The sequence below is a fragment of the Streptomyces cynarae genome (assembly GCF_025642135.1).
In the GTDB taxonomy this organism is placed as follows: domain Bacteria; phylum Actinomycetota; class Actinomycetes; order Streptomycetales; family Streptomycetaceae; genus Streptomyces; species Streptomyces cynarae.
In genome coordinates this window covers 1,248,386-1,273,042 of sequence record NZ_CP106793.1, presented here as the reverse complement: position 1 = coordinate 1,273,042, position 24,657 = coordinate 1,248,386, and the positions used below count along the sequence as shown (strand labels likewise).

At 69.7% G+C, this 24,657-nt stretch carries 21 protein-coding genes and 5 pseudogenes; 19 read left to right on the top strand and 7 right to left on the bottom strand.

Annotation, left to right across the window (positions count from 1 at the left end; all coding sequences use genetic code 11):
* Positions 1-49: 49 nt before the first annotated feature.
* Complete coding sequence (locus tag N8I84_RS06060; RefSeq protein WP_263228584.1) at positions 50-793, bottom strand: IclR family transcriptional regulator; 744 nt, start codon at positions 791-793, stop codon at positions 50-52.
* 269 nt (positions 794-1,062) lie between these two features.
* Here N8I84_RS06060 and solA (N8I84_RS06055) point away from each other — a divergent pair, with 269 nt between their 5' ends.
* The 13 genes and pseudogenes from solA (N8I84_RS06055) (at position 1,063) to aspA (ending at position 14,417) form a co-directional block, all read left to right on the top strand.
* On the top strand, positions 1,063-2,199 hold the full coding sequence (solA, locus tag N8I84_RS06055) for an N-methyl-L-tryptophan oxidase (protein ID WP_263228583.1): 1,137 nt from the start codon (positions 1,063-1,065) through the stop codon (positions 2,197-2,199).
* Between the two features lie 44 nt (positions 2,200-2,243).
* Positions 2,244-3,380, top strand: coding sequence for an N-methyl-L-tryptophan oxidase (gene solA, locus N8I84_RS06050; protein ID WP_263228582.1), 1,137 nt, complete (start codon positions 2,244-2,246; stop codon positions 3,378-3,380).
* Positions 3,381-3,398: 18 nt separating this feature from the next.
* Positions 3,399-4,370 (top strand): succinylglutamate desuccinylase/aspartoacylase family protein, encoded by a 972-nt coding sequence (locus N8I84_RS06045; protein WP_263228581.1) that lies wholly within the window; start codon positions 3,399-3,401, stop codon positions 4,368-4,370.
* A gap of 102 nt (positions 4,371-4,472) precedes the next feature.
* On the top strand, positions 4,473-5,429 hold the full coding sequence (locus N8I84_RS06040; RefSeq protein WP_263228580.1) for an ABC transporter substrate-binding protein: 957 nt from the start codon (positions 4,473-4,475) through the stop codon (positions 5,427-5,429).
* 1 nt (position 5,430) lies between these two features.
* The gene (locus N8I84_RS06035) at positions 5,431-6,390 is read left to right on the top strand and encodes an amino acid ABC transporter permease (protein ID WP_263228579.1); all 960 of its coding nucleotides are present in this window, start codon (positions 5,431-5,433) and stop codon (positions 6,388-6,390) included.
* Positions 6,387-7,154, top strand: coding sequence for an amino acid ABC transporter ATP-binding protein (locus N8I84_RS06030; protein WP_313884241.1), 768 nt, complete (start codon positions 6,387-6,389; stop codon positions 7,152-7,154). Before N8I84_RS06035 ends, N8I84_RS06030 begins: the two co-directional genes overlap by 4 nt.
* Before the next feature lie 136 nt (positions 7,155-7,290).
* Positions 7,291-8,364 (top strand): succinylglutamate desuccinylase/aspartoacylase family protein, encoded by a 1,074-nt coding sequence (locus N8I84_RS06025; protein ID WP_263228578.1) that lies wholly within the window; start codon positions 7,291-7,293, stop codon positions 8,362-8,364.
* Positions 8,361-9,821, top strand: coding sequence for an aldehyde dehydrogenase family protein (locus tag N8I84_RS06020; RefSeq protein ID WP_263228577.1), 1,461 nt, complete (start codon positions 8,361-8,363; stop codon positions 9,819-9,821). Before N8I84_RS06025 ends, N8I84_RS06020 begins: the two co-directional genes overlap by 4 nt.
* Positions 9,818-9,928 (top strand): annotated as a pseudogene (locus tag N8I84_RS43075) (aldo/keto reductase); the annotation flags it as partial. The gene N8I84_RS06020 and the pseudogene N8I84_RS43075, both read left to right, overlap by 4 nt.
* 109 nt (positions 9,929-10,037) lie before the next feature.
* The gene (locus tag N8I84_RS06015) at positions 10,038-10,757 is read left to right on the top strand and encodes an aldo/keto reductase (protein ID WP_390898858.1); all 720 of its coding nucleotides are present in this window, start codon (positions 10,038-10,040) and stop codon (positions 10,755-10,757) included.
* 46 nt (positions 10,758-10,803) lie between these two features.
* Positions 10,804-11,469 (top strand): haloacid dehalogenase type II, encoded by a 666-nt coding sequence (locus N8I84_RS06010; protein ID WP_263228576.1) that lies wholly within the window; start codon positions 10,804-10,806, stop codon positions 11,467-11,469.
* Between the two features lie 49 nt (positions 11,470-11,518).
* Positions 11,519-12,802 (top strand): NAD(P)/FAD-dependent oxidoreductase, encoded by a 1,284-nt coding sequence (locus tag N8I84_RS06005; protein WP_263228575.1) that lies wholly within the window; start codon positions 11,519-11,521, stop codon positions 12,800-12,802.
* Positions 12,803-12,944: 142 nt separating this feature from the next.
* Positions 12,945-14,417, top strand: a complete 1,473-nt coding sequence (aspA, locus tag N8I84_RS06000) for an aspartate ammonia-lyase (RefSeq protein ID WP_263228574.1) — start codon at positions 12,945-12,947, stop codon at positions 14,415-14,417.
* Between the two features lie 119 nt (positions 14,418-14,536).
* On the opposite strand, the gene N8I84_RS05995 is transcribed toward aspA, so the two are convergent.
* Positions 14,537-15,625 (bottom strand): AraC family transcriptional regulator, encoded by a 1,089-nt coding sequence (locus N8I84_RS05995; RefSeq protein WP_263228573.1) that lies wholly within the window; start codon positions 15,623-15,625, stop codon positions 14,537-14,539.
* Positions 15,626-15,909: 284 nt separating this feature from the next.
* On the opposite strand from N8I84_RS05995, the gene N8I84_RS05990 reads away from it, so the two are divergent.
* The 4 genes from N8I84_RS05990 to N8I84_RS05975 all read left to right on the top strand — a co-directional run bounded on the left by N8I84_RS05990 (position 15,910) and on the right by N8I84_RS05975 (position 20,925).
* Positions 15,910-17,037, top strand: coding sequence for an MFS transporter (locus tag N8I84_RS05990; RefSeq protein WP_263228572.1), 1,128 nt, complete (start codon positions 15,910-15,912; stop codon positions 17,035-17,037).
* A 245-nt stretch (positions 17,038-17,282) separates the two neighbouring features.
* Positions 17,283-18,629, top strand: coding sequence for a flavin-containing monooxygenase (locus N8I84_RS05985; RefSeq protein ID WP_263228571.1), 1,347 nt, complete (start codon positions 17,283-17,285; stop codon positions 18,627-18,629).
* Positions 18,626-19,504: an SDR family NAD(P)-dependent oxidoreductase gene (locus N8I84_RS05980; protein WP_263228570.1), complete on the top strand. Its 879-nt coding sequence runs from the start codon at positions 18,626-18,628 to the stop codon at positions 19,502-19,504. The genes N8I84_RS05985 and N8I84_RS05980 overlap by 4 nt, the downstream gene beginning before the upstream one ends.
* A complete protein-coding gene (locus tag N8I84_RS05975; RefSeq protein ID WP_263228569.1) occupies positions 19,501-20,925 on the top strand; it encodes an aldehyde dehydrogenase family protein in 1,425 nt (474 codons plus the stop codon). Before N8I84_RS05980 ends, N8I84_RS05975 begins: the two co-directional genes overlap by 4 nt.
* A 120-nt stretch (positions 20,926-21,045) precedes the next feature.
* Here N8I84_RS05975 and N8I84_RS05970 read toward each other — a convergent pair whose 3' ends face one another.
* The 3 genes and pseudogenes from N8I84_RS05970 to N8I84_RS05960 form a co-directional block, all read right to left on the bottom strand.
* Positions 21,046-21,582, bottom strand: a complete 537-nt coding sequence (locus N8I84_RS05970) for an SbtR family transcriptional regulator (protein ID WP_263235056.1) — start codon at positions 21,580-21,582, stop codon at positions 21,046-21,048.
* A gap of 34 nt (positions 21,583-21,616) precedes the next feature.
* A pseudogene (locus N8I84_RS05965) lies at positions 21,617-21,835 on the bottom strand (helix-turn-helix domain-containing protein); the annotation flags it as partial.
* Positions 21,798-22,193 (bottom strand): annotated as a pseudogene (locus N8I84_RS05960) (TetR/AcrR family transcriptional regulator); the annotation flags it as partial. The pseudogenes N8I84_RS05960 and N8I84_RS05965, both read right to left, overlap by 38 nt.
* Here N8I84_RS05960 and N8I84_RS05955 point away from each other — a divergent pair.
* Both N8I84_RS05955 and N8I84_RS05950 read left to right on the top strand, forming a co-directional pair.
* Positions 22,193-22,573: pseudogene (locus tag N8I84_RS05955) on the top strand (bifunctional 3-(3-hydroxy-phenyl)propionate/3-hydroxycinnamic acid hydroxylase); the annotation flags it as partial. The pseudogenes N8I84_RS05960 and N8I84_RS05955 sit on opposite strands and share 1 nt — an antisense overlap.
* Positions 22,570-23,007: pseudogene (locus N8I84_RS05950) on the top strand (acetyl-coenzyme A synthetase N-terminal domain-containing protein); the annotation flags it as partial. The pseudogenes N8I84_RS05955 and N8I84_RS05950, both read left to right, overlap by 4 nt.
* A gap of 80 nt (positions 23,008-23,087) precedes the next feature.
* Here N8I84_RS05950 and N8I84_RS05945 read toward each other — a convergent pair.
* A complete protein-coding gene (locus tag N8I84_RS05945; protein WP_263228568.1) occupies positions 23,088-23,816 on the bottom strand; it encodes an SDR family oxidoreductase in 729 nt (242 codons plus the stop codon).
* Between the two features lie 98 nt (positions 23,817-23,914).
* Entirely contained in the window at positions 23,915-24,583 is a 669-nt protein-coding gene (locus N8I84_RS05940; protein WP_263228567.1) for a nitroreductase, read from the bottom strand.
* Positions 24,584-24,657 lie beyond the last annotated feature (74 nt).

Sequence of the window (24,657 nt, the reverse complement as noted above, 5' to 3'; positions counted from 1 at the left end):
TGGGGTGCCTGTCCGGCCCGACCGCGGTGCTTGTCCGGCCTGACCGCCGTCACCTCGAGTGACGAGCGCTGATCTGCGACGCGGTGTCCATGACCAGGCGTCCCAGCTCGGCCATGCGGGCCGGATCGAAGCGGGAGTCGGGCATGGAGGCGGCGACTGCGGCCAGGGGTGAGCCGTCCCCGTCCAGGACGGGTGCCGCGACGGCGCACACGTCCGGCCGGTATTGGTTGTGGTTGACGGCGTAACCGCGGTCCTTGACGCGGAGTAGCTCGGCGCGCAGTTCCGCCGGGTCGGTGATGGTGGCCTCGACGTAGCCCTCCAGCACGCCCGTCGAGAACTCGGCGACCTCGTGCTCCGGCAGATGGGCGAGGACGGCGCGTCCCGCCGCGGTGGCGTGCAGGGGCGAGGTGTCGCCAATGGTGTGGAAGGTTCGCACAGGGTGGTCACAGTCGACGCGGTCCACCACGACCATGCACTGGAGGGCGTCAGGCACCGACAGGTGGATCGTCTCGTTCAGGGCGTCGCGCAGGCGGACCATCGGCTCGTGGGCGGCGGCGAGCAGGCTCGAGCCGTGCAGGGCGGCGGGTCGTACGGCGAGGACGCGGGCGCCGATCTCCCAGCGGGTGGTGTCCCTGCGGTTGGCCCGCAGCCAGCCGGCCTCGGACAGTGTGACCAGCGTTCGCTGCACCGTCGACTTCGGCAGACCGAAGAGCTTCGTCAGCTCCCCGACGGTCACCGGCTGATGCTGGGCGACCGCCTCCAGGATCCGCAGTGACCTGATGACACTCCTCATTTCCATCCGGTTTCCCCCTGTTAATCCTCAGAGATTCCGCTGGACACCCTCTTGACTCCCCTCCAAGCCGCTGTCATTCTCTGTGCCAGATCCTAGCACGCCATTCCACAATGTGGCACGCAGGCGGAATTCGAGGGCGAGGGGCTCCCCGGATCCGGGACGAATGCGAGCGGTGGGGCCAAAAGGGCCCGCCACCTAATAAGTCGCCACCAAACATCCTCACGCTCGGGGCCCCAGCATGCGGCCCGGCGATACGAAAGGAAAGTCCTGTGTCACCTGCGAGGAAGCGCGTCGCCGTCGTCGGCGTCGGGACCATGGGCAGCCAGGCCGCCTGGCGGCTGGCGGCCCGCGGCGCCGAGGTCGTCGGCTACGACCGTTACGCCCCCGGCCACGACCGCAGCGCCGCAGGCGGCGAGACCCGCATCTTCCGCAGCGCACACTTCGAGGACTCCCGTTACGTGCCGCTCCTCCAGCACGCCGACGCCCTCTATGAGCAGCTCCAGCAGGAGACCGGCCGCGAGCTGCGCCGCCTGACCGGGTGCCTGCTGATGGGGCCTACGGAGCAGCAGCAGATGGCCACCGTCCTGCAGTCCATCGCGGAGCACGACCTCGACCACGAGGTGCTCGACGCCGAGTCCCTCGCCAAGCGCTTTCCGCAGTACCGGATCGAGGACGGCGACGCCGCCGTTCTCGACCGCCGGGCGGGCTTCATCCGGCCGGAACTGACCGTCCAGACCGCCGCCCGCCGCGCGGAGGAGCTGGGTGCCGTCATCCACCGCTACACCACGGTCCGCGAGATCGTGCCCGTCGCGGGCGGCGTGGAGATCCGCACCGACGCCGGCAGCGAGCGCTTCGACACCGCTGTCGTCACCCCTGGGCCTTGGGTCAACGACCTGCTGCCCGATCTGCCGTGGGCGGTGCAAGTCCGCCGCCTGGTCAGCGCCTGGTACGTGCCCACCACCGACGCCTGGTTCGGCGAGGAGCGTCCCGCGTTCATCCGCACGTCACCCACCCACTGCTACGGCCTGCCCTCCCCGGACGGTGTCTCCGTCAAGCTCGGCCTCTCCCAGGCCCTGCACAAGCCCGCGGGCGACCCGAACCAGCTGGACCGGACGGTGCAGCCGGAGGAGCTGGAGATCTTCAGCGAGCTGATCGGCCGCTACATGCCGGACCTGCACCCGGACCCGACCCGGCTCTCCGTCTACATGGAGGGCTACACCGAGAGCAGCCGCCCTCTGGTCGGCCCGCTGCCCGGCGCCGACAACGTCGTACTCCTCGCGGGATTCTCCGGCCACGGCTTCAAGCTCTCGCCCGCCTTCGGAGACATCGCGGCCGACCTGGCGCTGGACGGCACTTCGCCCCAGCCCATCGACTTCATTTCCACCGTCGACCGCACCGCGGCCTGACCCCGCCCCGCCCACGATTCGGCACATCCGGCAAGGAGAACCACATGGCCGCGAGGAGACGTGTCGCCGTTGTCGGTACCGGCACGATGGGCAGCCAGGCAGCTTGGCGGCTGGCGGCGCGGGGCGCCGACGTCGTCGCCTACGACCGTTTCGCCCCCGGCCACGACCGCAGCGCCGCCGGCGGTGAGACCAGGGTCTTCCGCAGCGTTCAGACCCACGACGGCCGCTATGTGCCGCTCGTCCGGCACGCAGACGCCCTCTGGAAGCAGTTGCAGGCGGAGACCGGGCGGGAACTGCGCCGCCTGACCGGAGCCCTGGTCATGGGGCCGGCCGACGACCCCGAGATGCGTACCGTCATGGACGGCATCGCCGAGCACGGCCTCGAGCACGAGGTGATCGACACCGAGGCGATGGCCAAGCGTTTCCCGCAGTTCCGCGTCGACGACGGCGACCTGGTGGTCCTCGACTCCCACGCGGGTTTCGTCCGCCCCGAGCTGACGGTCCAGACCGCGGCCCGGCGCGCCGAGGAGCTCGGTGCCCGGATCCGCCGCTACACCCCGGTGCGGGAAGTCGCTCCCGTCGCCGGGGGAGGCGTGGAGATCCGCACCGACACCGACACGGAGCGCTTCGACGCCGCGGTCGTCACCCCCGGCCCGTGGGTGGGCGACCTGCTGCCCGACCTGCCGTGGGAGGTGAGCGTCCACCGCGCGATCAGCGCCTGGTTCCTGCCACACGAGGACCACCCGGCAGACGCCGAGCGTCCCGCCTTCATCCGCTGCGGCGAGACCCCCTTCTACGGCATTCCGTCCCCGGACGGCCTGACCGTCAAGCTCGGCCTGCCCCAGGCCCACCACAAGCCGGTGGACGACCCGAACCGGCTGAACCGGACCGTCGCACCGGAGGAACTGGATGCCTTCACCACGGCGGTGCGGCGCCACCTGCCCGGCCTGAACCCCGACCCGGTGCGCCTGTCCGTCTTCATGGAGGGCTACACCAGCAGCACCCGTCCGCTGGTCGGCCCCCTGCCTGGCTGCGACGACATCGTCCTGCTGGCCGGCTTCTCCGGCCAGGGCTTCAAGGTCTCGCCCGCCATGGGCGACATCGCCGCGGACCTCGCCCTTCAGGGCCGCACCTCCCAGCCGATCGACTTCATCACCACAAACGGCCGTACTGCGGCCTGAGCCCGAACGAGGAAAGCCATGACCCTGACCATCGGCCCGCTGCGTGCCGAGCCCGGCCAGAAGACCCGCGGGACCCTGCCCGCCGACCTGGGCATCACGACGGTGGACGTTCCCGTGATCCTCGTCAACGGTTCCCGTCCCGGCCCCAAGGTCGTCATCACCGGTGGTGTCCACGGCGGCGAGTTCATCCCCGTCGACGCGACCACCCGCCTGGCCGGGCTGCTGGAACCGGACGAGATCGCCGGCCGGCTGGTGATCTGCCCCGTGGCCAACCCCCCGGCCGTCTACGGCGGACGGCTCAACATCTCCCCGCTGGACGGCGTCAACATCAACCGCGTCTTCCCCGGCGACAAGGACGGCGGCCCCACCGACCGGATGGCGGCCTGGCTGTTCGAGAACCTGGTCGACGGCGCCGACGCCTACGTGGACCTGCACAGCGGCGGCATCGACCAGCACCTGCTCGACTTCGTCGGCTACCGCCTGACCGGCGACGACGAGCTCGACGCGAAGAACAGGGGAATGGCCCACGCGGTCGGATACGAGCGGGTCATCTTCGGCACCAGCCCGGACGGCGGCAACAGCCACGCCGCGGCGAACCGGCAGGGCATCCCCGCGATCCTCGTCGAGACCGGTCAGCTCGGCGACCGCGACCCCGCCACCGTGCGCAGGCTGCTCGACGCCCTGTACCGGCTCCTGCACCATCTCGGAGTCGTTGAGGCGCCGCAGCACCTCGCACCGGTGACCGTGCAGCCGCGCGACTGGATGTGGACGGGCGAGGTCGAGTCTCCGGTCGCAGGCCTCTGGTACCCGGACGCGGTCACCGGCGACGAGGTGACCGAGGGACAGACCATCGGCCGCATCATCGACCCGGTCGACGGCGCCGAGCACAAGGTCGCCGCCGTCTCCTCCGGAAAGATCATCTACAACATGAACGGGCTGTCCGTCCGCCCCGGCACGCACCTCGCCGCCATCGCCATCCCGCATCACTGACGGGCCTCAGGCCCGCCCACTGAACCGCCCCCCATACCACTGAGCTGGTCCCCGATCCGAGCGGCTTCCAGCGCGCTTTCCCCCTTGAGTAAGGAGCAACCCATGCGAGTCAGCAGAAACTTGAGCGTCACGATCGTCACGACGGCCCTGGCCCTCGCGCTCGCCGCGTGCGGGGCGAGCGGCACCGCGCAGAACGTGGGGTCGAAGAGCACGGCGCAGGGCGGGGGTTCTGGTTCGTCGGCCGAGCACACCGATGACATCTCGGTGGGTGTGAAGCCGGATGCGAAGGCGGTGAAGCTGCTGCCCGCGGCGGTGAAGGCCAGGGGCACGCTCTCGGTGCCCATGGACCTGACCAGTCCGCCCACCACATTTATGGCGTCGGACAACAAGACCCCGATCGGTTTCAACCCGGACATGGCCCGGCTGATCGCCGCCAAGCTCGGCCTGAAGCTGCAGATCAACAACGTCAAGTTCGACACCATCATCACCGGACTGCAGGCCGACCGGTACGACTTCACGGCGTCCACCATGGGTGCAACCAAGGACCGGCTGAAGGTGCTCGACATGGTCGACTACTTCAAGGCCGGGACCGGAGTGTCCGTCCCCTACGGGAATCCGCAGAAGCTGGGCACCCACACGCTGTGCGGGCACCGCGTCGGTGTCCAGTCCGGCAGCACCGCGGAGCTGCAGTGGCTGCCCCAGCTGTCCAAGCAGGACTGTACGAGCAAGGGCAAGCTGGCCATCCAGGCGGTGACCCTGCCCAGCCTGAACGACGCTCTCACCCAGCTGGTCTCCAAGCGGATCGACGCGGTGATGCACGACTTCACCGGGCTTCAGTGGGCGGCCACGCAGCAGCCCAAGACGTTCGACGTCCTGCAGCCCCTGGTGGCCACCAAGACCGTGACCGTCGCGCTGAAGAAGAACTCGCCGCTGACCCCCGCGGTGCAGGCCGCCATCCAGTCGATCATCGACAGTCCCAAGTACGCCGAGGCGCTGGGCCGCTGGGGTTTCAACACCCTGGGGATCAAGACCGCGGCCATGGCCGTCCCGCAGGACTGACATGAAGACGGATGTGATCGAGACGACGATCAGGAGCCGACCGGTGTCACAACTACTGGCCGAAGAAAAGAAGCGGATCACGCCGAAACGTCCGCGTGACTACGTCGCCTGGGTGGTCGCGATCGCGATCGTCGCCGGTCTGGTCTGGACCGCGGTGACGAACGAGAACTACCGCTGGCCGGTGGTGTTCAGCTACTTCACCACCCAAACGATCCTCAACGGCCTGTTGATCACCCTCGTTCTCACCGTGGTCAGCATGGCGCTGTCCACAGTGCTCGGGCTGGTGCTGGCCGTGATGCGCATGTCGCACCAGCGGCCCATCTCCGGGCTGGCCCAGCTCTACATCACGTTCTTCCGCGGTACCCCGGTGCTTGTGCAGTTGATCTTCTGGTTCAACATAGCGGCGTTGTACCCGCACCTGTCGATCGGCATCCCCTTCACCCATATCTCTGCGCCGGTGAACGTGAACGCGATCATGACGCCGATGACCGCGGCCGTCGTGGGGCTGACGCTGAACCAGGCCGCGTACATGTCCGAGATCATCCGCGGCGGGTTCGCAGCGGTTCCTCGCGGACAGCACGAGGCCGCGGAGTCCCTGGGTATGCGGGGGTTCACGAAGCTCCGCCGTGTGATCATCCCGCAGACGATGCCGACGATCGTTCCGGCCACCGGCAACCAGGTGATCGGGATGCTGAAGGAGACGTCGCTGGTGAGCGTGCTCGGCGTCGCCGACCTGCTGCAGAGCGCACAGGCGATCTACGCCCGCACCTACCAGACGATCCCGCTGCTGATCGTGGCCAGCCTCTGGTATCTGATCATGACGCTGGTGCTGAGCGTGCCGCAGTCCATGATCGAGCGTCGTTTCTCCCGCTCGACCAGGATGCGGCTGACCCCGGCGGCCACCTCGGCCGAGCCGGGGGCGGGCCAGCCCGTTCCCACCATGAGGGAGTCCCTGCTGTGAACCCGGACGGAACGATCGTCGCACGCAAGCTGTGCAAGAGCTACGGCCGTCACCAGGTCCTGCACGACATCGACCTGACCGTCAAGGCCGGGGAGATCTCCTGCATCATCGGGCCCAGCGGATCCGGCAAATCGACCCTGCTGCGGTGTATCAACGGGCTGGAGACCGTCGACCGCGGGGTGCTGAAGGTCAACGGTGAGGACTTCGGCTACGTCGAGAAGGACCACGCCTACCACGCCGTGCGCCCCAAGCGGCTGGCCGAGCAGCGCACCCGCATCGGCATGGTGTTCCAGCAGTTCAACCTGTTCCCCAACATGACCGCCGAAAGCAACGTCATGTCCGGACCGGTACTGGTGAAGAAGAAGAACCGCGCGGCCAGCCGGGAGCAGGCACGAGAACTGCTGGCCAGGGTGGGCCTTGAGGGCTGCGGCCACAAGTACCCCGCTCAGCTCTCCGGCGGCCAGCAGCAACGCGTGGCCATCGCCCGCGCACTCGCCATGGAACCCACCATCATGCTGTTCGACGAACCCACCAGCGCACTGGACCCCGAACGCGTGGGCGAAGTACTCGCCGTCATGCGCGACCTCGCCGGCAACGGCATGACCATGCTCGTCGTCACCCACGAGATGGGTTTCGCCCGCGAGGTCGCCGACGAAGTCCTGTTCATGGACGGCGGCATCGCCGTGGAACGCGGCGACGCGCGTGAGGTGCTGGGCAATCCACGTGAGAAGCGAACCCAGGCGTTCCTCGAAAGGGTGCTGTAGCAGCGGCACGGACACGCGGTAATCGCTGCCGACAACCCGAACTGGCCGACTGGCTGTAGAACTCCAAGCTCACCTCGCAGCGACTGGGCAGCCTCGAACCGAGTGGATCGGCGAGAACAAGACGCTGGTCAAGCTCGTGACCTCGCTGCTGGTCCAGATCGCGCCCCCGCTGATCAGCGACCGCGCCGTCCTCGACAGCGGGCATCCTCGCCGAGGCATCGGCCCGCATCTGATCCACATTTTGGGAAGGAACGACATGTACTCCATCGGTCCGCTGACCGTCGCCCCGGGCGAGCGAGCCCAGGGCCTGATCCCGGTCGGCACCAGCAGCTACGGCGTGGACCTCGGCATTCCGCTGATCGTCGTCAACGGCGCCCAGGACGGCCCGGTCCTGTGCGTGGACGCGGGCGTGCACGGCGACGAGTACGACGGCCAGGAGGCCATCCGGCGCGTCCTCGCCGAGATCGACCCGGACACCCTGCGGGGCACCGTCGTCGGCATCCCCTGCCTGAACACCCCGGCGTTCGAGGTGGCCGCCCGCGCGAGCGGCATCGACCACCTGAACCTCAACCGCATCTTCCCGGGCGACTCGGAGGGGTCGTACTCGCAGCGTCTGGCCGCCACCTTCGTCGAGCAGGTGGTCCCCGCCGTCGACGCAGTGGTCGACCTGCACACCGGCGGCGCCTACGGCGAGATCGCCCCGCTGGTCATCCTCCAGGGTGGCTACGAGGACCTGGCGACGGACCTGGCCCTGGCCGCCGGGCACGAGTTGGTCTGGAAGGGCGGCAAGTGGGGCGGCACGGTCCGCCACCCCGTTCTCGCGGCCGGCAAGCCCGCCATCACCATCGAGTGCGGTGGCGCCACGTACCGCGAGACCAACGTCGAGCACCACATGAACTCGATCCGCAACATCCTGCGCAGCCTCGGCATGATCGACGGCGAGGCCGAGCTGCGGGACACCTACACGACCGTCTCCGGCACCTTCGCCCGCTCCGCCGCCGGCGGCTTCTTCGTCGCCCGCGCCGAGCCGGGGGAGACCTGCAAGGAAGGCGATCTGATCGCGACCATCACCGACCACTACGGCAACACGCTGGAAGAGGTCAGCGCCCCGCAGGACGGCATCGTGCTCTGGGTGCGCCGGATCCGCACGGTCCGCCCCGGCGACGAGGTCGTCATCTTCGGCGAGGTGCTGGGGGAGATCCGGCCATGAGCGGCGAACTGCAGCTGACCGAACTGCTCATCGACGGCAAGCAGGTCCCCGCCGCCGACGACCGCTCCTTCACCGTCCTCGACCCGTCCGACGGGACGGCCATCGCCCAGGTGGCGCTGGCCGGTCCGGCCGACGTGGACCGGGCGGTGGCCGCCGCCCGCGCGGCGTTCACGGCACCTGAGTGGGCCCGGATGCGCGCCGCCGACCGGGGCCGGATCCTGTACCGGATCGCCGAGGCCATCCGCTACCAGGGCGAACGGCTGGCCCGCCTGGAGAGCCAGGACGTCGGCAAGCCGCTCGGCCAGGCGAAGGCCGATGTCGAGGCCGCCGCCCGCTACTTCGAGTTCTACGCGGGCGTCGCGGACAAGCTCGGCGGCACGACGATCCCACTCGGCCCCGGCCTGATCGACTACACCGTCCGCGAGCCGATCGGCGTCTCCGGCCAGATCATCCCCTTCAACTACCCGCTCCAGAACACCGCACGGGGCTCCGCTCCGGCACTGGCGGCGGGCTGCACGGTGGTGCTCAAGCCGTCGCCCGAGGCGCCGCTCACGCCGCTGGAGATCGGCAGGATCGCCCTGGAGTGCGGTCTCCCGCCGGGCGTGCTGAACGTCGTCCCCGGCGACGGCGAGACCGGCGCGGCCCTCGCCGGCCACCCGGACATCGACCAGGTCACCTTCACCGGCTCGGTGCCCACCGGCATCAAGGTCGCCCAGGCGGCCGCCGCCAACGTGGTTCCGTCCGTCACCGAGCTGGGCGGCAAGTCGCCGTTCATCGTCTTCGCCGACGCCGACTTCGACCTGGCACTGACGGCGATCATGGGCGCTTCGTTCAGCAACGCCGGACAGATGTGCTCGGCCGGTACCCGGCTGCTCCTGCAGCGCGGCGCCGAGGAGTTCCTGGACCGGCTCGTCGAGAAGGTCGCCGCCCTGCGCGTCGGCCCCGGCCTCACCGACCCGGACATCGGTCCGCTCGTCGCCGCCCGGCAGCGCGACCGGGTGCTCGGCTACGTGGACCTGGCACGGCAGGAGGGTGCGACGGTCCGCGTCGGCGGGGGCGCCCCGTCCGACCCCGAGCTGGCCGACGGCTACTTCGTCGAGCCGACGGTCCTCACCGGCCTCACCAACCAGGCCCGTTGCGCCCGGGAGGAGATCTTCGGCCCCGTCGTCACGGTCATCGAGTTCGCCGATGCCGAAGAGGCCCTCCAGATCGCCAACGACAGCCCCTACGGCCTGTCCTCCTACGTCTGGACCCGTGACATCGACAAGGCGATGCGCCTGGCCGAGGGCATCCGGGCAGGCCAGGTCTCCGTCAACGCCACCGGCGTCGGCACCGGGGTCGAGCTGCCCTTCGGCGGCTACAAGCACAGCGGCTGGGGCCGGGAGAAGGGCTTGGAGGCCCTGGCGAGCTACACACAGACCAAGAACGTCTGCATCGGGTTCGGGAGCCGGTCATGAGGTACCGCACCCTGGGCCAATGCGGACCGACCGTCTCCGTCGTCGGTGTCGGAGGCAACAACTTCGGCTCCCGCCTCGACGAGGAGGGCACGAAGGCGGTCGTCCACGCGGCCCTCGACGCCGGGATCACCCTGTTCGACACCGCCGACATGTACGGCGGGTCCGGCGAACGGGGGGGGCTCGCGCGGCGACGGCGAACGGCTCCTGGGTGCGGCCTTGAAGGGGCGCCGGGACGATGTCGTCCTGGCCACCAAGTTCGGTATGGAGATGGGGCGCGAGGCCGACCTGTACGGCCGGCGGGGCGCCCGCCCCTACATCCGGTACGCGGTCGAGGCGTCGCTGCGCCGGCTCGGCACCGACCGGATCGACCTGTACCAGTACCACGAGCCGGACGGCGTCACCCCGCTCGACGAGACGGTCGCCGCACTGCTGGAGCTGGTCGACGAGGGCAAGATCAGGTACATCGGCTGCTCCAACCTCCCGGCCGAGCACCTCACCGACGCCTTCGTGTCCGCCCAGGCCCGCTACCACCTGCTCGACCGCAGCGTGGAGTACGACCTGATCCCCGCCTGCCTGCGCCACGGCGTCGGTCTCCTCCCGTACTACCCGCTGGCCAACGGCCTGCTCAGCGGCAAGTACCGCCGCGGCGAGGCACCCCCGCCCGGCAGCCGCCTGTCCTGGCGGCAGGGCTGGCTCACCGACGAGGCCCTGGAGAAGGTCGAGGCCCTCACCGCGTACGGCACCGAACGCGGCCTGGCCCTCCTCCAGGTCGCGGTGGGCGGACTGGCCGCCCTGCCCGCCGTCGGCTCCGTCATCTGCGGCGCCATGACACCCGAACAGGTCACCGCCAACGCGGCGGCGGCCGACTGGATCCCCGACGCGGCCGACCTGGCCGCACTGGACGCGATCGTTGCCCCCGGCGAACGCGTCGTCTGAAGCCCCCCACTCACTCTGAAAACCCGCGAGACAGAGGCTGAACACCATGCGAGAGATCGTCACCTTCGACGCCTATGCAACCCTGATCAACTTCGAGCTCGGCCCCACGACCCTGAGGGTCCTCGAGGACCGGCTCGACCTGGACAACCTGGATGTCGACGAGTTCCTCGACGACTTCCGCGTCATGCGCTTCCAGGCCGTCCTGGAGGCCTACCGCCCCTACCACGAGGTCCTGCACTCCAGCCTGCGCAACGCCATGCGCCTGCACGGCCTGGAGTACCGCGAGACCGACGGCGAGGCCCTCGTGGACGCCGTCCCCACCTTCGGCCCCTGGCCGGAGGTCCCGGAGGCCCTGCGGAAGCTGAAGACCAAGTACGAGATCGCCATCATCTCCAACTCCGACGACAACCTGATCGCGCGGAACGTCGAGAACATCGGCGTCGAGTTCGACTACGTCATCACCGCCCAGCAGGCCGGTGCCTACAAGCCGGACCGCCAGACCTTCAAGCACGCCTTCCGGACCATGGGTGTCGAGTCGTCGCAGGTCATCCACGTCGCGCAGGGCTGGGAGTACGACCACATCCCGACCCGCGACCTGGGCCTGAAGCGCCGGGTGTGGATCAACCGCTACGGCCGCAAGGGCAGCGCCGACTACCAGCCGTACGACGAGCTGCCCGACCTGTCGGGCCTGCCGAAGCTGCTCGGCTGCTGACCAACGGCGCAACCGGCGAAACAGACCGAGAACACAGAGGACGCACGCCATGAAGCAGATCCCCTACTGGATGGACACAGCCCCCGCCCTGCCCGACCGTTCCGGGAAGGACCTGCCCGACGAGGCGGATGTGGTGGTGATCGGCGGCGGCCTCACCGGCCTGTCCACCGCTTACCACGCCGCCCGTAAGGGTGCCCGGGTCGTCCTGGTCGAGAAGGACCAGGTCGGTTCGGGCGCCTCCGGGCGCAACGGCAGCCACTGCAACCCCGGCATCACCATCAGCCCGGCCCAGGCCCGCCAGCGCTACGGGCAGGAACGTGCTCGCGAGCTCTACGACGCGTTCCGCGTCGCAGTGGACCTCGTCGAGGAGATTGCGGTCAGGGAGAAGATCGACTGCGACTTCCACCGTGCCGGGCGCCTCGGCTTGGTCTGCAAGCCCAAGCACCTCGAGGGCATGCACGCCAAGCAGCGCGACCTGGCGGAGAACTTCGGTCACGAGACGGTCGTCCTGAGCAAGAGCGAGCTGCGCGCCGAGCTGGGCTCGGACCACTACCACGGCGCCCTGCTCGACCCGCTCGGCGCGGCCCTGCACGTGGGCAAGTTCGTCGTCGGCCTGGCAGACGCCGCCGAGCGTGCCGGTGCCGAGATCCACGAGCGCAACGCCGCCACCGGCCTCACCCGCCTCCCTGGCGGCGGCTTCGTGGTGGAGACCATGCGCGGCACCATCCGTGCCAAGCAGGTCATGGCGGCGACGGATGCCTACACCGACAATTCGATGCCGTGGTTCCGCAAGCGGCTGATCAACGTCGGCAGCTTCATCATCGTGACCGAGCCGCTGGGGGAGGCGCGCGCCAAGGAGCTCATCCCCAACGGCCGCCTGCTGGTCGCCCACAAGAATGTCGGCAACTACATCCGTCTCACGCCGGACAACCGCCTCGCCTTCGGCGGCCGGGCCCGATTCGCCCCTTCCAATCCGGCGTCCGACGTCAAGAGCGGCGACATCCTCAAGCGGGAGATGACGGAGATCTTCCCGCAGCTGGCGGGGGTGCGGATCGACTACGTCTGGGGCGGCATGGTCGGCTTCTCCTGGGACCGCATCCCGCACGCGGGTGACGTCAACGGCCTGTACTACTCCATGGGTTACTGCGGTCACGGCGTGCAGATGGCCACGTACATGGGCCGCGCGGTCGCCGAGATGATGGACGGCAAGCCCGAGGCCAACCCGATGCGCGGCTTCGGCTTCCCGAAGGTGCCCGTCCCCTTCTACAACGGCACTCCCTGGTTCCTGCCGTTCGGCGGCGCGTACTACAAGGCGAAGGACAAGCTGCTCTGAGCCGACGCCGACGGCGGTGACACTGCGGGGACTTTCCGGGAAGCGGTCGTGGGAAGTCCCCGCGGTTCCTCACCGCCTCGCTCCTTGCCGCACTCCAAGTACCCCACGCCTGAACCTGCTCCGAGAGAAGGCCCGCACCGCCATGACCGCCAGAGCCACCCGCAGCGAGCACGACTTGATCGGCGACCGCGACGTACCCGCCGAGGCGTACTGGGGCATCCACACCCTGCGCGCCCGGGAGAACTTCCCCATCACAGGGACGCCGATCTCCGCCTACCCGCACCTGATCGACGCCCTCGCCGCCGTCAAGGAGGCCGCCGCCCTCGCCAACGAGGAACTCGGCCTGCTGGAGCCGAGGAAGGCGGCCGCCATCGTGGAGGCCTGCCGGGAGATCCGCGAAGGCAAGCTGCACGACCAGTTCGTGGTCGACGTCATCCAGGGCGGCGCGGGCACCTCGACCAACATGAACGCCAACGAGGTGATCGCGAACCGGGCGCTGGAACTGCTGGGGCACGCCAAGGGCGAGTACCGGCACCTGCACCCCAACGAGGACGTCAACCTCGGCCAGTCCACCAACGACGTCTACCCGACCGCCGTCAAGATCGCGACCGTGTGGGCGGTGCACGGTCTGCTCAGGGCCATGTCCGTGCTCCAGGACGCCTTCGCCGCCAAGGCGGTCGAGTTCCGCGACATCCTCAAAATGGGCCGCACCCAGCTGCAGGACGCGGTGCCGATGACGCTCGGGCAGGAGTTCTCCGCATACGCGGTCATGATCGAGGAGGATCGCGGCCGACTCGCCGAGGCGGTGGAGCTGATCCAGGAGATCAACCTCGGTGCCACGGCGATCGGCACCGGGCTCAACGCCCCCGTCGGGTACGCCGAATCGGCCCGCCGCCACCTCGCCGAGATCACCGGGCTGCCGCTGGTCACCGCCGCCAACCTGGTCGAGGCCACCCAGGACTGCGGCGCCTTCGTCCAGATGTCCGGCGTCCTCAAGCGGATCGCCGTCAAGCTCTCCAAGAGCTGCAACGACCTGCGCCTGCTGTCCTCCGGGCCGCGCGCGGGCCTGAACGAGATCAACCTGCCGCCGGTACAGGCCGGTTCGAGCATCATGCCGGGCAAGGTGAACCCGGTGATCCCGGAGGTGGTCAACCAGGTCGCCTTCGAGGTGATCGGCAACGACGTCACCATCACGATGGCCGCCGAGGCCGGTCAGCTCCAGCTCAACGCCTTCGAGCCGGTCATCCTGCACTCCCTCTCCGAGAGCATCACGCACCTGGAGCGCGCCTGCCTCACCCTCGCCGAGCGCTGCGTCTGCGGCATCACCGCCAACACCGAGGCTCTGCGCGCGAGCGTGGAGAACTCCATCGGCCTGATCACCGCCCTCAACCCGCACATCGGGTACGCGGCCGCCACCGAGATCGCCAAGGAGGCCCTCGCCACCGGCTGCGGAGTCGCGGAACTCGTCCTGGAACGAGGACTGTTGCCCGCCGAGACGCTCGCCGACCTGCTGCGGCCCGAGGTCGTGGCCGGAAGGAGCCAGGTACTGGCCCGACGGGCCTGCGACACCGGGGGCGGCCCGGAGCGTCGCGTCCCGTCCGTTGCCCGCGAGTGAGTCCGGGGGCTTGACGACGTACGGCTCCACGGCTCTGGCGTACGCGGCGGCGACCTGCAAGAAGACAGCTACGGCCTCAGGGCAGGTCTCCGCTGCCGGCACGGCGTTCGACGACAGCGTCACGTGTCTCGCCGGCCGGGGGGCGCCTCCCGCTTCAGCAGTCCGGTGCGCAACTCGAGCGGGGTCACTCCGTGCCACCGGCGCACCGCCCGCCGCAGTGCACTCACGTCGGCGAAACCCGCCTGGCGTGTGATGTCACGGAGCGTCAGTTCCGGTCGTCGCAACAGCTGTTCGACCTGCTCGCGGCGTACCCCGTCGACGATCGCCTCGTAGGTGGTGCCGCACTCGGCCAGGCGACGGCGCAGAGTGCGTTCGCTGGACGCGTGCCGGCGGGCCTGCTCGAGGAAGGAGGGGACGGCGGGAAGGCTCTGCGCGATGGAGATCTCCAGCACCTCGAGCAGGTCCTGCTGGTCGCGCCGTGACGCCATCTCCTTCTCCAGCACGTCGAGCACCGAATCGTAGGTGATGGGGTCCCGCCCCGGCATGGCCGCACGGGCCCACCGAGTGGGGATCACCATGCGGTTGCCGGCAGCGTCGAAGCGCAGCGGGCAGCGGAACAGTTCGTCGAACGGGCGCGTGTCGCGCGGGGCGGGGAAGGCGAACTCGACCGCCTGGGGAGCGAATGCGGAGCCGACGCTCAGGCGGGTGAGGGTGACGACGCTGGAGTACGCCTCCTCGATCAGGAAGACGGCGACGGTCGGATCCAGTGCGGGGTCCGGCAGATCGGCGCGCAACACGTAGCCGACGTCCTCCCAGCGGGCCGACCACACCGTCATCGCCCCGGAAAGGTTCTGATAGCGCACGCCGGCCTCGATGGCGTCCTGGAGAGTGTCGGCAGCCATCATGGCCAAGCCGATCAGCCCCCACGCGGTCAGGTGCTGCGCCGCGCCCACGCGCAGCCCCAGGTGCTCGTCCCCGGTCCGCTCCACCGCCTGGCGGATGACGTCGCTGCCCTGCCGGTAGGAGACCCGCAGGGCGGCGGAGCCCATCACGGTCGGGTCCAGCCCGACCCGGGTCAGCAGCGGCTGCAGGTCGACGCCGGACTCGCCGGCGACCCGGGTGAGGTAGCGGAGGATGTTCGGCGCGATGGTGGCCGAGGTGCTGCGGCTCGTTCCAGGAGAAGTGACCGGGGCGGGGGCATCGGGCATCGCGTTCCCTCTCACCAGGGCGTTTCTCGCTTCACTGTAAGCAGCCGGGCCTCGCCTGTCGCGGGCGTGGCCGCCGAAGCCCCTGCTTCGGCCTCTGGCGCGCTGCACCGGGCCTTTTCGCCTTCCCTACCTTGTGCGCAAACCCGCCCGCCCAGCCGTCCGTGGCGCATGGGACACCGGCGCGAGGGCCCAAGAAACGAAGGCTCACCATGACTGCACCTCTTCAGACGCCGGCTCGGCGACGATCTGTGCGCCGGAGCCCGCTTGCGACGGCCCGACGGGTCGTGGCGACGGTGTTCGCCGCCCAGGGAGCAGCGGTGGCCGCGGTGTCCACCACGGTGCCCGCGGTCAAGGAGCGTCTCGCGCTCTCTCCGCTGACGATGACCGTGCTCGTCGTGGCCGTCGCGCTGAGCGCGGGCGTCGGCAGCTTCGCCGGACTGGCCGTGATCCGACGTCTGGGGCTGGTCGCCGCCATGCGGGCCGCCGTCGTGGCGACCGCCGTGGCTCTGCTGCTGATCGGCTGGGCTCCCGACCGGGCCGCGGCCGCGGTGGCCTACGGGCTGTTCGGCATGGCGCTCGGGTGCATCGACGTGTCGGCGAACACCCGGGCCGCGGCTGTCGAACGCCACTACGGCCGGAGCATCTTCGCCTCCTTCTACGCCGCCTGGAGCGCAGCAGGCGTCGCGGCCGCTCTCCTCACGGCGGGCACGGCTCACCTCGGCTGGTCCGCCGAGTACACCCTGACTGCACAGGCCGGCCTCGTCCTGACCCTCGCCCTGACCGTCCGCTCCCACGCGCTTCCCACCGACTCGCCACTCGCCGTGTCCGACCATGAGGAGTCCGTCGTGCTCGGTCGCGGACTGTGGGTGAGACTCGCCCCGTTCGGCCTTGTCCTGCTGGTCGCTTATGTCATCGACTCCACAGTCTCTTCGTGGTCCACGCTCTATCTCCGCCAGACCCTGGACACCGCCTTGTCCGTCGCACCTCTGGCCTATGCGGCCTACCAGGTCGGCACCGTCACGGGGCGGGCCTGCGCCGACCACCTCGTACGCACGATCGGCCCCGTGGCCGTGGTCCGTGCCGCCACCCTGCTCACCGCCACGGCGCTGGCCGGATTGGCAGCCGCACCCGCCTGGCCGTACGCGGTCCTGGCCGCCGCGTGCACCGGGCTGGGGGTCTCCGCACTCGTCCCCCTGTGTCTCGCGTCCGCCGGACGTCTGCGACCGGGGGCGGCCGAAGCGGTCCTGGCCCGTATGAACGTCTTCAACTACACGGGTGTGCTCGTCGGTGGGGCAGCCAGCGGAGTCCTCGGGTCCACCGGCCACTTCCGACTCGCCTACGCGATCCCCGCCGCGCTGGCCCTCGCGATCCTGGCGACCGCACGATCCTTCGACCACCGGTTCACGTCGTAGGCCGCACGCAGCCGCTGCCGGGCTCTCCCGAGCACGCGACACCGCACCCGCGCGTCGCAGCCGGAGCCGGAGCGGCAGCCGGACGCCTCGGAGGCAGCGTGGTCGGTGCGTGGGCGGCGAGCATCTGGCCGCCCAAGCCCCCTCTCTGACCGCACGGACCGTTTTCCGTCGAACTGCAAATGAATAAGTTCCCTTCAGCCCTTCAGAAATGGGGCGGCGACCGGCTGGAAAGAAGGATCTGGTTCATGGGAAATGTTCAGTACGACACGTGCGTGATCGGAGCGGGTCCTGCCGGGCTGGCGGTCGCCAGAGCCCTGATGGAGCGGGATCTGCCGTACACGCATCTCGAGCGGCACACTGGGCCCGGCGGCATCTGGGACATCGACAACCCCGGCAGCCCGATGTACGAGTCGGCCCATTTCATTTCCAGCAGGACTCTCTCGGGCTTCGGAGGATTTCCCATGCCCGACGAATTCGCAGACTATCCCCCGCACTGGCAGATCCTCTCGTACCTGAAATCCTTCGCCGACGCCTACCGACTGACGGAGCGCATCCAGTTCGGCGTCGAGGTCGAAAGCGTCGAGAAGAACGCCGACGGCACCTGGGCGGTCACCCGGACCGACGGAGAGCGAACCGTGCACAGCCACGTCGTGGTGTGCACCGGTTCCCAGTGGCACCCCAACGTCCCGGAACTGCCCGGGAACTTCACCGGCGAGGTGCGCCACACGGTCGGCTACCGCAGCGCCGAGGCACTGCGCGGCAAGCGGGTGCTGGTCGTGGGAGCGGGGAACTCCGGCTGCGACATCGCGTGCGACGCGGCCCGCAGCGCCGACCACGCGGTGATCAGCATGCGCCGCGGCTACTGGTTCATCCCCAAGCACCTCTTCGGCCGGCCGGTGGACACCATCGCGAACGACGGGCCGCACCTGCCGATGTGGCTGGCGCAGCGGGTCTTCGGCACCCTCCTGCGGATCCTCAACGGCGACCCGACGCGCCTGGGCCTGCAGAAGCCGGACCACAAGCTGTTCGAGACCCACCCCACGATCAACTCGATGCTGATCCACCACCTCCAGCACGGGGACATCACCGCCAAGCCGGGCATCGCCCGCACCGAGGGCAGGACGGTCCACTTCACGGACGGCACCCGCGACGACTTCGACCTGATCCTGCTGGCCACCGGTTACGTCCACAAGGTGCCGGTCGCACAGAGGTACTTCGGCGACGAGCAGCACCCCGACCTGTACCTGTCGTCGTTCTCCCGCGAGCACCGGGGCCTGTTCGGAGTCGGCTTCGTCGAGACCAACTCCGGCGCGTACCGGCTCTTCGACACCCAGGCCCAGCTGATCGCCGGGCACATCCACGACGCACGTCACCGGCTGCCGAACGCGGAGCGCTTCGCCGCCATGATCCGTACCGACCGCCCGGACCTGTCCGGCGGCATCAAGTTCGTCGACTCCCCACGGCACACCGGCTACGTCGACAGCGGGGCCCTCGTGAAGCACCTCGCCAGGATCGCGGCCGAGATGGGCTGGCGCACCGAAGGCCGACCGCCGCGCGTGCGGCCCCTGCGGGACGTGGAGGCGGTGTCATGAGCGGCTTCGACTTCCATGACAAGGTCATGCTGGTGACCGGCGGCGCCGGTGGGATCGGCAGCGCGATGTGCCGTCGCTTCGCCGCCGGGGGCGCCCGCTGCGTGGTCGTCGACATCGACGGGGCCCGTGCCAAGCAGGTCGCCGCCGAGCTTCCCGGCGCCGGACACACCGCCATCGGCTGCGACCTGGTGGACCGGGCCCAGGTGGAGCACCTCTTCGATCAGGTCTCCCACGCGTACGGCCGCCTCGACGTGCTCGTCAACAACGTCGGAATGACCAGCGCCGAACGCTTCGACGTGCGCAGCGTCGAGAGCATCGAGCAGGAGATCACCCTCAACCTGACCTCGCCGCTGGTCGCCACCAGGATCGCGATCCCGCTGCTGCAGGCGTCCCTGGACGCCCGCGTGGTCACCACCGTCTCCCTCGGCGGGATCTTCCCCCTGGGCGAGACCCCGATCTACACGGCCTCGAAGTTCGGGCTGCGCGGGGCGATGCTCGCCATTGGGCTCGACCTGAGGACCAAGGGCATCCTGGCCGGTTCGGTGCTGCCGTCGGCGACCGACACCCGCATGCTGCGCCAGGAAGCCGTGGACGGCGGGAACTCCATGCAGTTCCAGGACCCACCCCAGCAGCCCGCCGACGTCGTGGCGGCCGTGGTGGCCCTGCTCGACAAGCCCCGCCTGGAGGCGTACCCCCGGACAGGTGAGTCCCGTCTGGTCCGGCTCGCGATGCTGGCGCCGAACCTGTTGCCGAAGGTGTTCCCGCTGTTCCGGCAGAGGGGTGAGCGCGGCATGGCCCGCTATCTCGAGGAGCTGCGCCGCCGGGGACTGGCCCGGCAGGTCGACGGGCGCTGGGAACTGGTGGAGGAGAAATGACCGCAGTCGAGAGCCCCGTCACGCTGAAGGTCGTCAACCCGGCCACCGGGGAGCTGATCACCACCGTGCCCGCCACGAGCGCGGAAGACGTCGCCAGGGCGGCTGAGCGGGCCGAGCAGGTCTTCGCATCCGGCGTGTGGTCGCAGCTGCCGGTCCGGGAACGCGCCGCGGTGCTGCTGCGGCTCGCCGACCTGATGGAACGCGACACCGGGATTCTGGCCCGGCTGGACAGCGAGGACGCGGGAAAGCCGATCGCGGAGTGCCTCACCGGCGATGTGCCCGGCGCCGTCGAGTCGATCCGCTGGTTCGCCGAAGCCGCTGACAAAGTGTTCGGCAGGATCGCACCCGGAACCGGACACGACAGCCTGGGCCTGATGACTCGGGAGCCGGTCGGCGTGGTGGCGGCGATCCTGCCCTGGAACTATCCGCTGGCGATGACCGCGTGGAAGGCCGGTCCCGCCCTCGCCGCGGGCAACTGCCTGCTGCTCAAGCCCGCCGAGGCGACCCCGCGTTCGGCCCTGCACCTGGCCGAACTCGCCTCGGAGGCCGGCCTCCCCGAGGGGGTCCTCACGGTCCTGACCGGCCACGGCTCCGTCACCGGCACAGCCCTGGCCCGCAGCCCCGTCGTGGGCGCCCTCTCGTTCACCGGCTCCACCGAAACCGGGCGCCGCATCCTCAAGGACGCGGCCGACAGCAACTTCAAACGCGTCTCGCTGGAGATGGGCGGCAAGAGCCCCCAGGTGCTGATGGCCGACGCGCTCGCCTACGGCGACGAGCTCATCGACCACATGATCGAGGCCGCGTTCCTGACGATGGGGCAGAACTGCACGGCCGGTTCCCGCGTCCTGGTCCACCGCAGCATCGCCCACGAGGTGCTGGAGCGGTTCACGATCGCCGCGAAGCGCCTGGTCATCGGCGATCCCGCGGACCCTCGCACTCAGGTGGGGCCACTGATCAACCGGGCGGCCTTCGACCGGGTGGCGGCGGCGGTGGAAGCCGCCCGGGCCGGTGGAGCCCGCATTCACACCGGAGGGCTGCCGCACGGCCTGCCGCAGCGTGGGGCCTACTACCCGCCCACCGTGGTCACCCACGCGCCCGAAGGCAGCGACGTGCTCACCAAGGAACTGTTCGGCCCCGTCGTCACCGTCCAGAGCTTCACCTCCGAAGACGAGGCGATGCACCTGGCGAACGCCACCGAATACGGGCTCGCCGCCTCGGTGTGGACCCGCGACCTCGACACCGCCCTCAGGTTGGCACGCGGCGTCCAAGCCGGCGTGGTCTCCGTCAACTCCTACAGCGAGGGCGACATCACCACACCCTTCGGCGGCTGGAAACAGTCAGGGTTCGGAGGCGTGGAGAAATCGACCAACGCCTTCGACCAGTGGACCCGGGAGAAGACCGTCTGGATCCGCACTCGGTGATGCGGCGCAAGCACGCAGCCCTTCAGGGCGTCTCGGAGGACGTGGGGGCACCGCGGTGTGAGGGAGGGGGAAGGTAAGTTCCCCCGGCATGCCCTGCTCCGGGTATGGGGAAAGGCCCCTTCATGCCGGTGGCAGAAGGGGCCTGATCCAGGAATCACCCGGACGCTGCACCCATGGGGAACTGGGTTCCGGATCAGCTTTCAGGCGCATTCCACAGCTCCCGGAGTTCCCCCATCGCGGTGCCGGGCCGCGCAGAGTCACGAGCTGGCCGGCGTCCGGGGTGCGCAGTCCGGAGAGGACCAGGTCGAGGTAGCGCAGGTGCAGCGCGGTGGCACGCTCGCCGGTCACGGGGATCTGCGGGGTGAGGTGTTCGAGCCGCAGGGGGAGGTCGGCGGAGGTTAGGTCGGCACGCAGCACGCCCGCCCGGTGGGCGCCGTCCACCAGGTCGTCCAGTGCGCAGCGCAACCGCTGTGCTGCGGTCAGCACCTCGTCCGTGGCCGGCAGCCGACCACCGACCACGGGGAGGAGCGGACCGCCCGTCCCCTGGTCGGACAACGCGTCGCGGAAGAAGCGAACGAGCGCGGCCCAGGGCTCGGGCTCTTCGGCGAGTGCGGTCCGCGCCTGCGTGACGAGTTGTTCCATCCCCGCGATCCGCATGCGCTACCCGGCAACTCCTTGCCGGGTAGCGGCGGTAGAGGCTGCCCATGCCGATGCCGGCGCGGCGGGCGATCTCGGAGACGGGAGCGTCCCAGCCGCGCTCGGCGAAGACCTCGCGCGTGGCCTGGAAGAGGCGGGCGTCGTTGCGGTCCGCCTCCCGCCTGCGAGTCACCTTCCGTCCGAGTTCGTCGTCCGCCGTGTGAAACGCCTGCCGGTCAGTCGAGGTCGGGGAGCGGGCGCCGGGCGACCTCATGGGCGTCGTCCGGCGGGACGCCCAGCATGCGCAGGACCATCTCGGCGAGGTCCACCGCCGCCTTGTCGCCGTCCAGGTCGGGGCGGGCGAACCGCAGCTCCACCAGGGACAGCAACGTTCCGCCCACTGCCGACAGGGCGACCGTCGGGTCGACGGCGGTGAAGCGGCCGGAGGCCATGCCGACCTGGAGGTCACGCAGTGCCCGGGCGGACAGGCCGTTGTCCGCGTGGACATGGCCGAGGCCGCGGCGGCGCAGGACCTGCATCAGCTCCGGGTGGGACTCGGTCAGTCGTGCGCTGAGCCGGAAGCCCGCCGCGAGCAGCTCGGCCGGGTCGTCGATCCCCGCCAGGCGCTCGTCTGGGCACCCATTGCCCACAACCCTGGGTGAACGCCGACGGACGACGCACCCGTCTCGACGAGGTGCTCGGCGACTCCTTCACCGTCCTGACCGCCACCGACCCCTGGCCGTCGCTGACCGCGCTCGCCCACGGGCTCGGCGTCAGAGCGATCCCCGTGGCCGACCTGGGTGACGACGGCACGCTCGCCGCCTGGCTGCACGCCGGGCGGGCGGACGCCGTGCTGCTGCGCCCCGACCGCGTCGTCATGGACGTCGTGCCCGTCGGCGGCCCCGACTTCACGGACACCGCCGCCTGGGCGTCCCTGCTGCACACCACGCGCAGCCCCCACTCTGCCCCACGGACCGTCGAGAAAAGCCTGCTGAGGAGCGCCACACGATGACCAGGCCGTGCCCGGACCCCTTCACGACGCCCGATCCTCAGGCGGTCGCCGGCAGCCGCATCGCGGACTTCGCCCGTCACGCAGGGCTGGACGGTTCCGACTACGCCGCCCTGCACCGCTGGTCGGTCACTGACCTGGAAGGCTTCTGGGGTGCGGTGTGGGAGTACTTCGACATCGACGCGAACACCCCGTATGAGCAGGTCCTGGCCGAGGAAACCATGCCGGGCGCCCGCTGGTTCCGGGGCGCCACTCTGAACTACGCCTGCCACGCCCTGCGCCATGTGACAGACGACGGCGTGGCGATCCTGGCCCTGGACGAGACCGGCGCCGGTTACGAGGTGACCGGGAAGCGGCTGCGCTCCCAGGTCGCCTCGGTGGCCGCGACCCTGCGCGACCTCGGGGTGGGACAGGGCGACCGGGTGGTCGGCTACCTGGGAGGCGTCGGGCTGCTACTCAGGCTGACCTCGGCCCCGGTCGGCTGCCGGGCTGGGACGGGACACGCGGGATGGGGACGTCAGGAGAGCCAGTCGGTGTAGCGGGTGGGGGCGAGGTGGGCGTCCCTGTCGGTGAGGACGTCGCCCTTGACGGCGGCGAACATGCCGGCCGTGGGGTCGGTGACGACGGTGCGGTTGTCGCCCTTGTGGGACAGGGTGATCCGGCCCAGTTCGTCCAGATTGAAGATCTCGGGGCCGGCGATGTTGCGGATGCCGTTCAGCGGGGCGCCGGCGGCCACCTCCGCCACCGCTGCGGCCACGTCCTTCGAGGCGATCGGCTGGATCGGTGTGGCGGGCAGCCGGACGGTGTCACCCTCCGCGGTCCAGGACATGGTCGCGTCCATGAACTCCATGAACTGCGTCGCCCGGACGATCGAGTAGGGGATCGGCCCGGCCGCGAGGATGTTCTCCTGGAGCACCTTGGCCCGGTAGTAGTCCAGCTCCGGCACCTGGTCCACGCCGACGATCGAGAGGATGACGAAGTGGCCGACGCCGCCCTTGCGGGCCGCGGCCAGGAGGTTGTCCATCGAGGTCTGGAAGAACGCCGGGGAGGCTTCGTCGAAGGTCGGGGAGTTCGTCAGGTTGACGACGACGTCGGCTCCCGCCACCGCCTGATCCAGTCCCTGGCCGCTGATGACATCGACTCCGGTGGACTGCGAGTGCGGTACCGCCTCGTGCCCGGCGGCGTTCAGGTCCTTGACGACCTGCGAACCGATCAGCCCGGTACCGCCGATGACTGCGATCTTCATGACATGCCTTTCGTCTGGATTATGTGCGCAATATGGCATATGAGCCGCTATGTGGATGCGGCATGAAACGGTTCGTTGACCGAACAAGGAGAGTGGCGTCAGAGACCGTCGACGAACGTGACCGTCTCGTCGAGCGGCGCCCGGCCTGTACGGGCGTCACCCGCTGCGACGTCTTCGTACCCGATCGACATGCCGCAGAAGAGGATGAGTCCGTCCGGGGGTGACAGGACTTCCGCGACGGTCTTGTGGTACTTCGCCCAGGCCATCTGTGTGCAGCTGTGCAGCCCTTCGGTGCGGAGCAGCAGCATGACGGTCTGCAGATGCATGCCGACGTCGGCCCATTGGGGCGAACCCATGTCCTTGTCGACGTAGCAGAACAGGGCGGCGGGTGCGCCGAAGCAGTCCCAGTTCGCGGCGGCCGCCCGCTGGCGCGCCTCCAGGTCCTCACGCGCGATGCCGAGTGCACCGTAGCGCTGCTCGCCGAAGGCGGATCGGCGCTCGCGGTACGGAGACTTCAGTTCGGGCGGATACATCTCGTACTCCGGCGTGTCCCAGGGGTCGCCCGAGGCCAGGCGCTCGCCGGCCCGTTTCTTGAGTTCGGCCAGCGGTGCGCCGGTCAGCACGTAGGTGTGCCACGGCTGGAGGTTCGATCCGGACGGCGCCCATGCCGCGGCGGACAGCACCCGCTCCAGCGTTCCCCTGGGCACGGGTCGGCCGGTGAACGCGCGCACCGCCCTTCGACTCGTCACCGCCTCATAGACGTCCATGACCGTCCGCCTCCATCTCCCCAACGGGTCTATCCTCGTTACACTCAAGATGGTATCACTCAATACCGTATCGA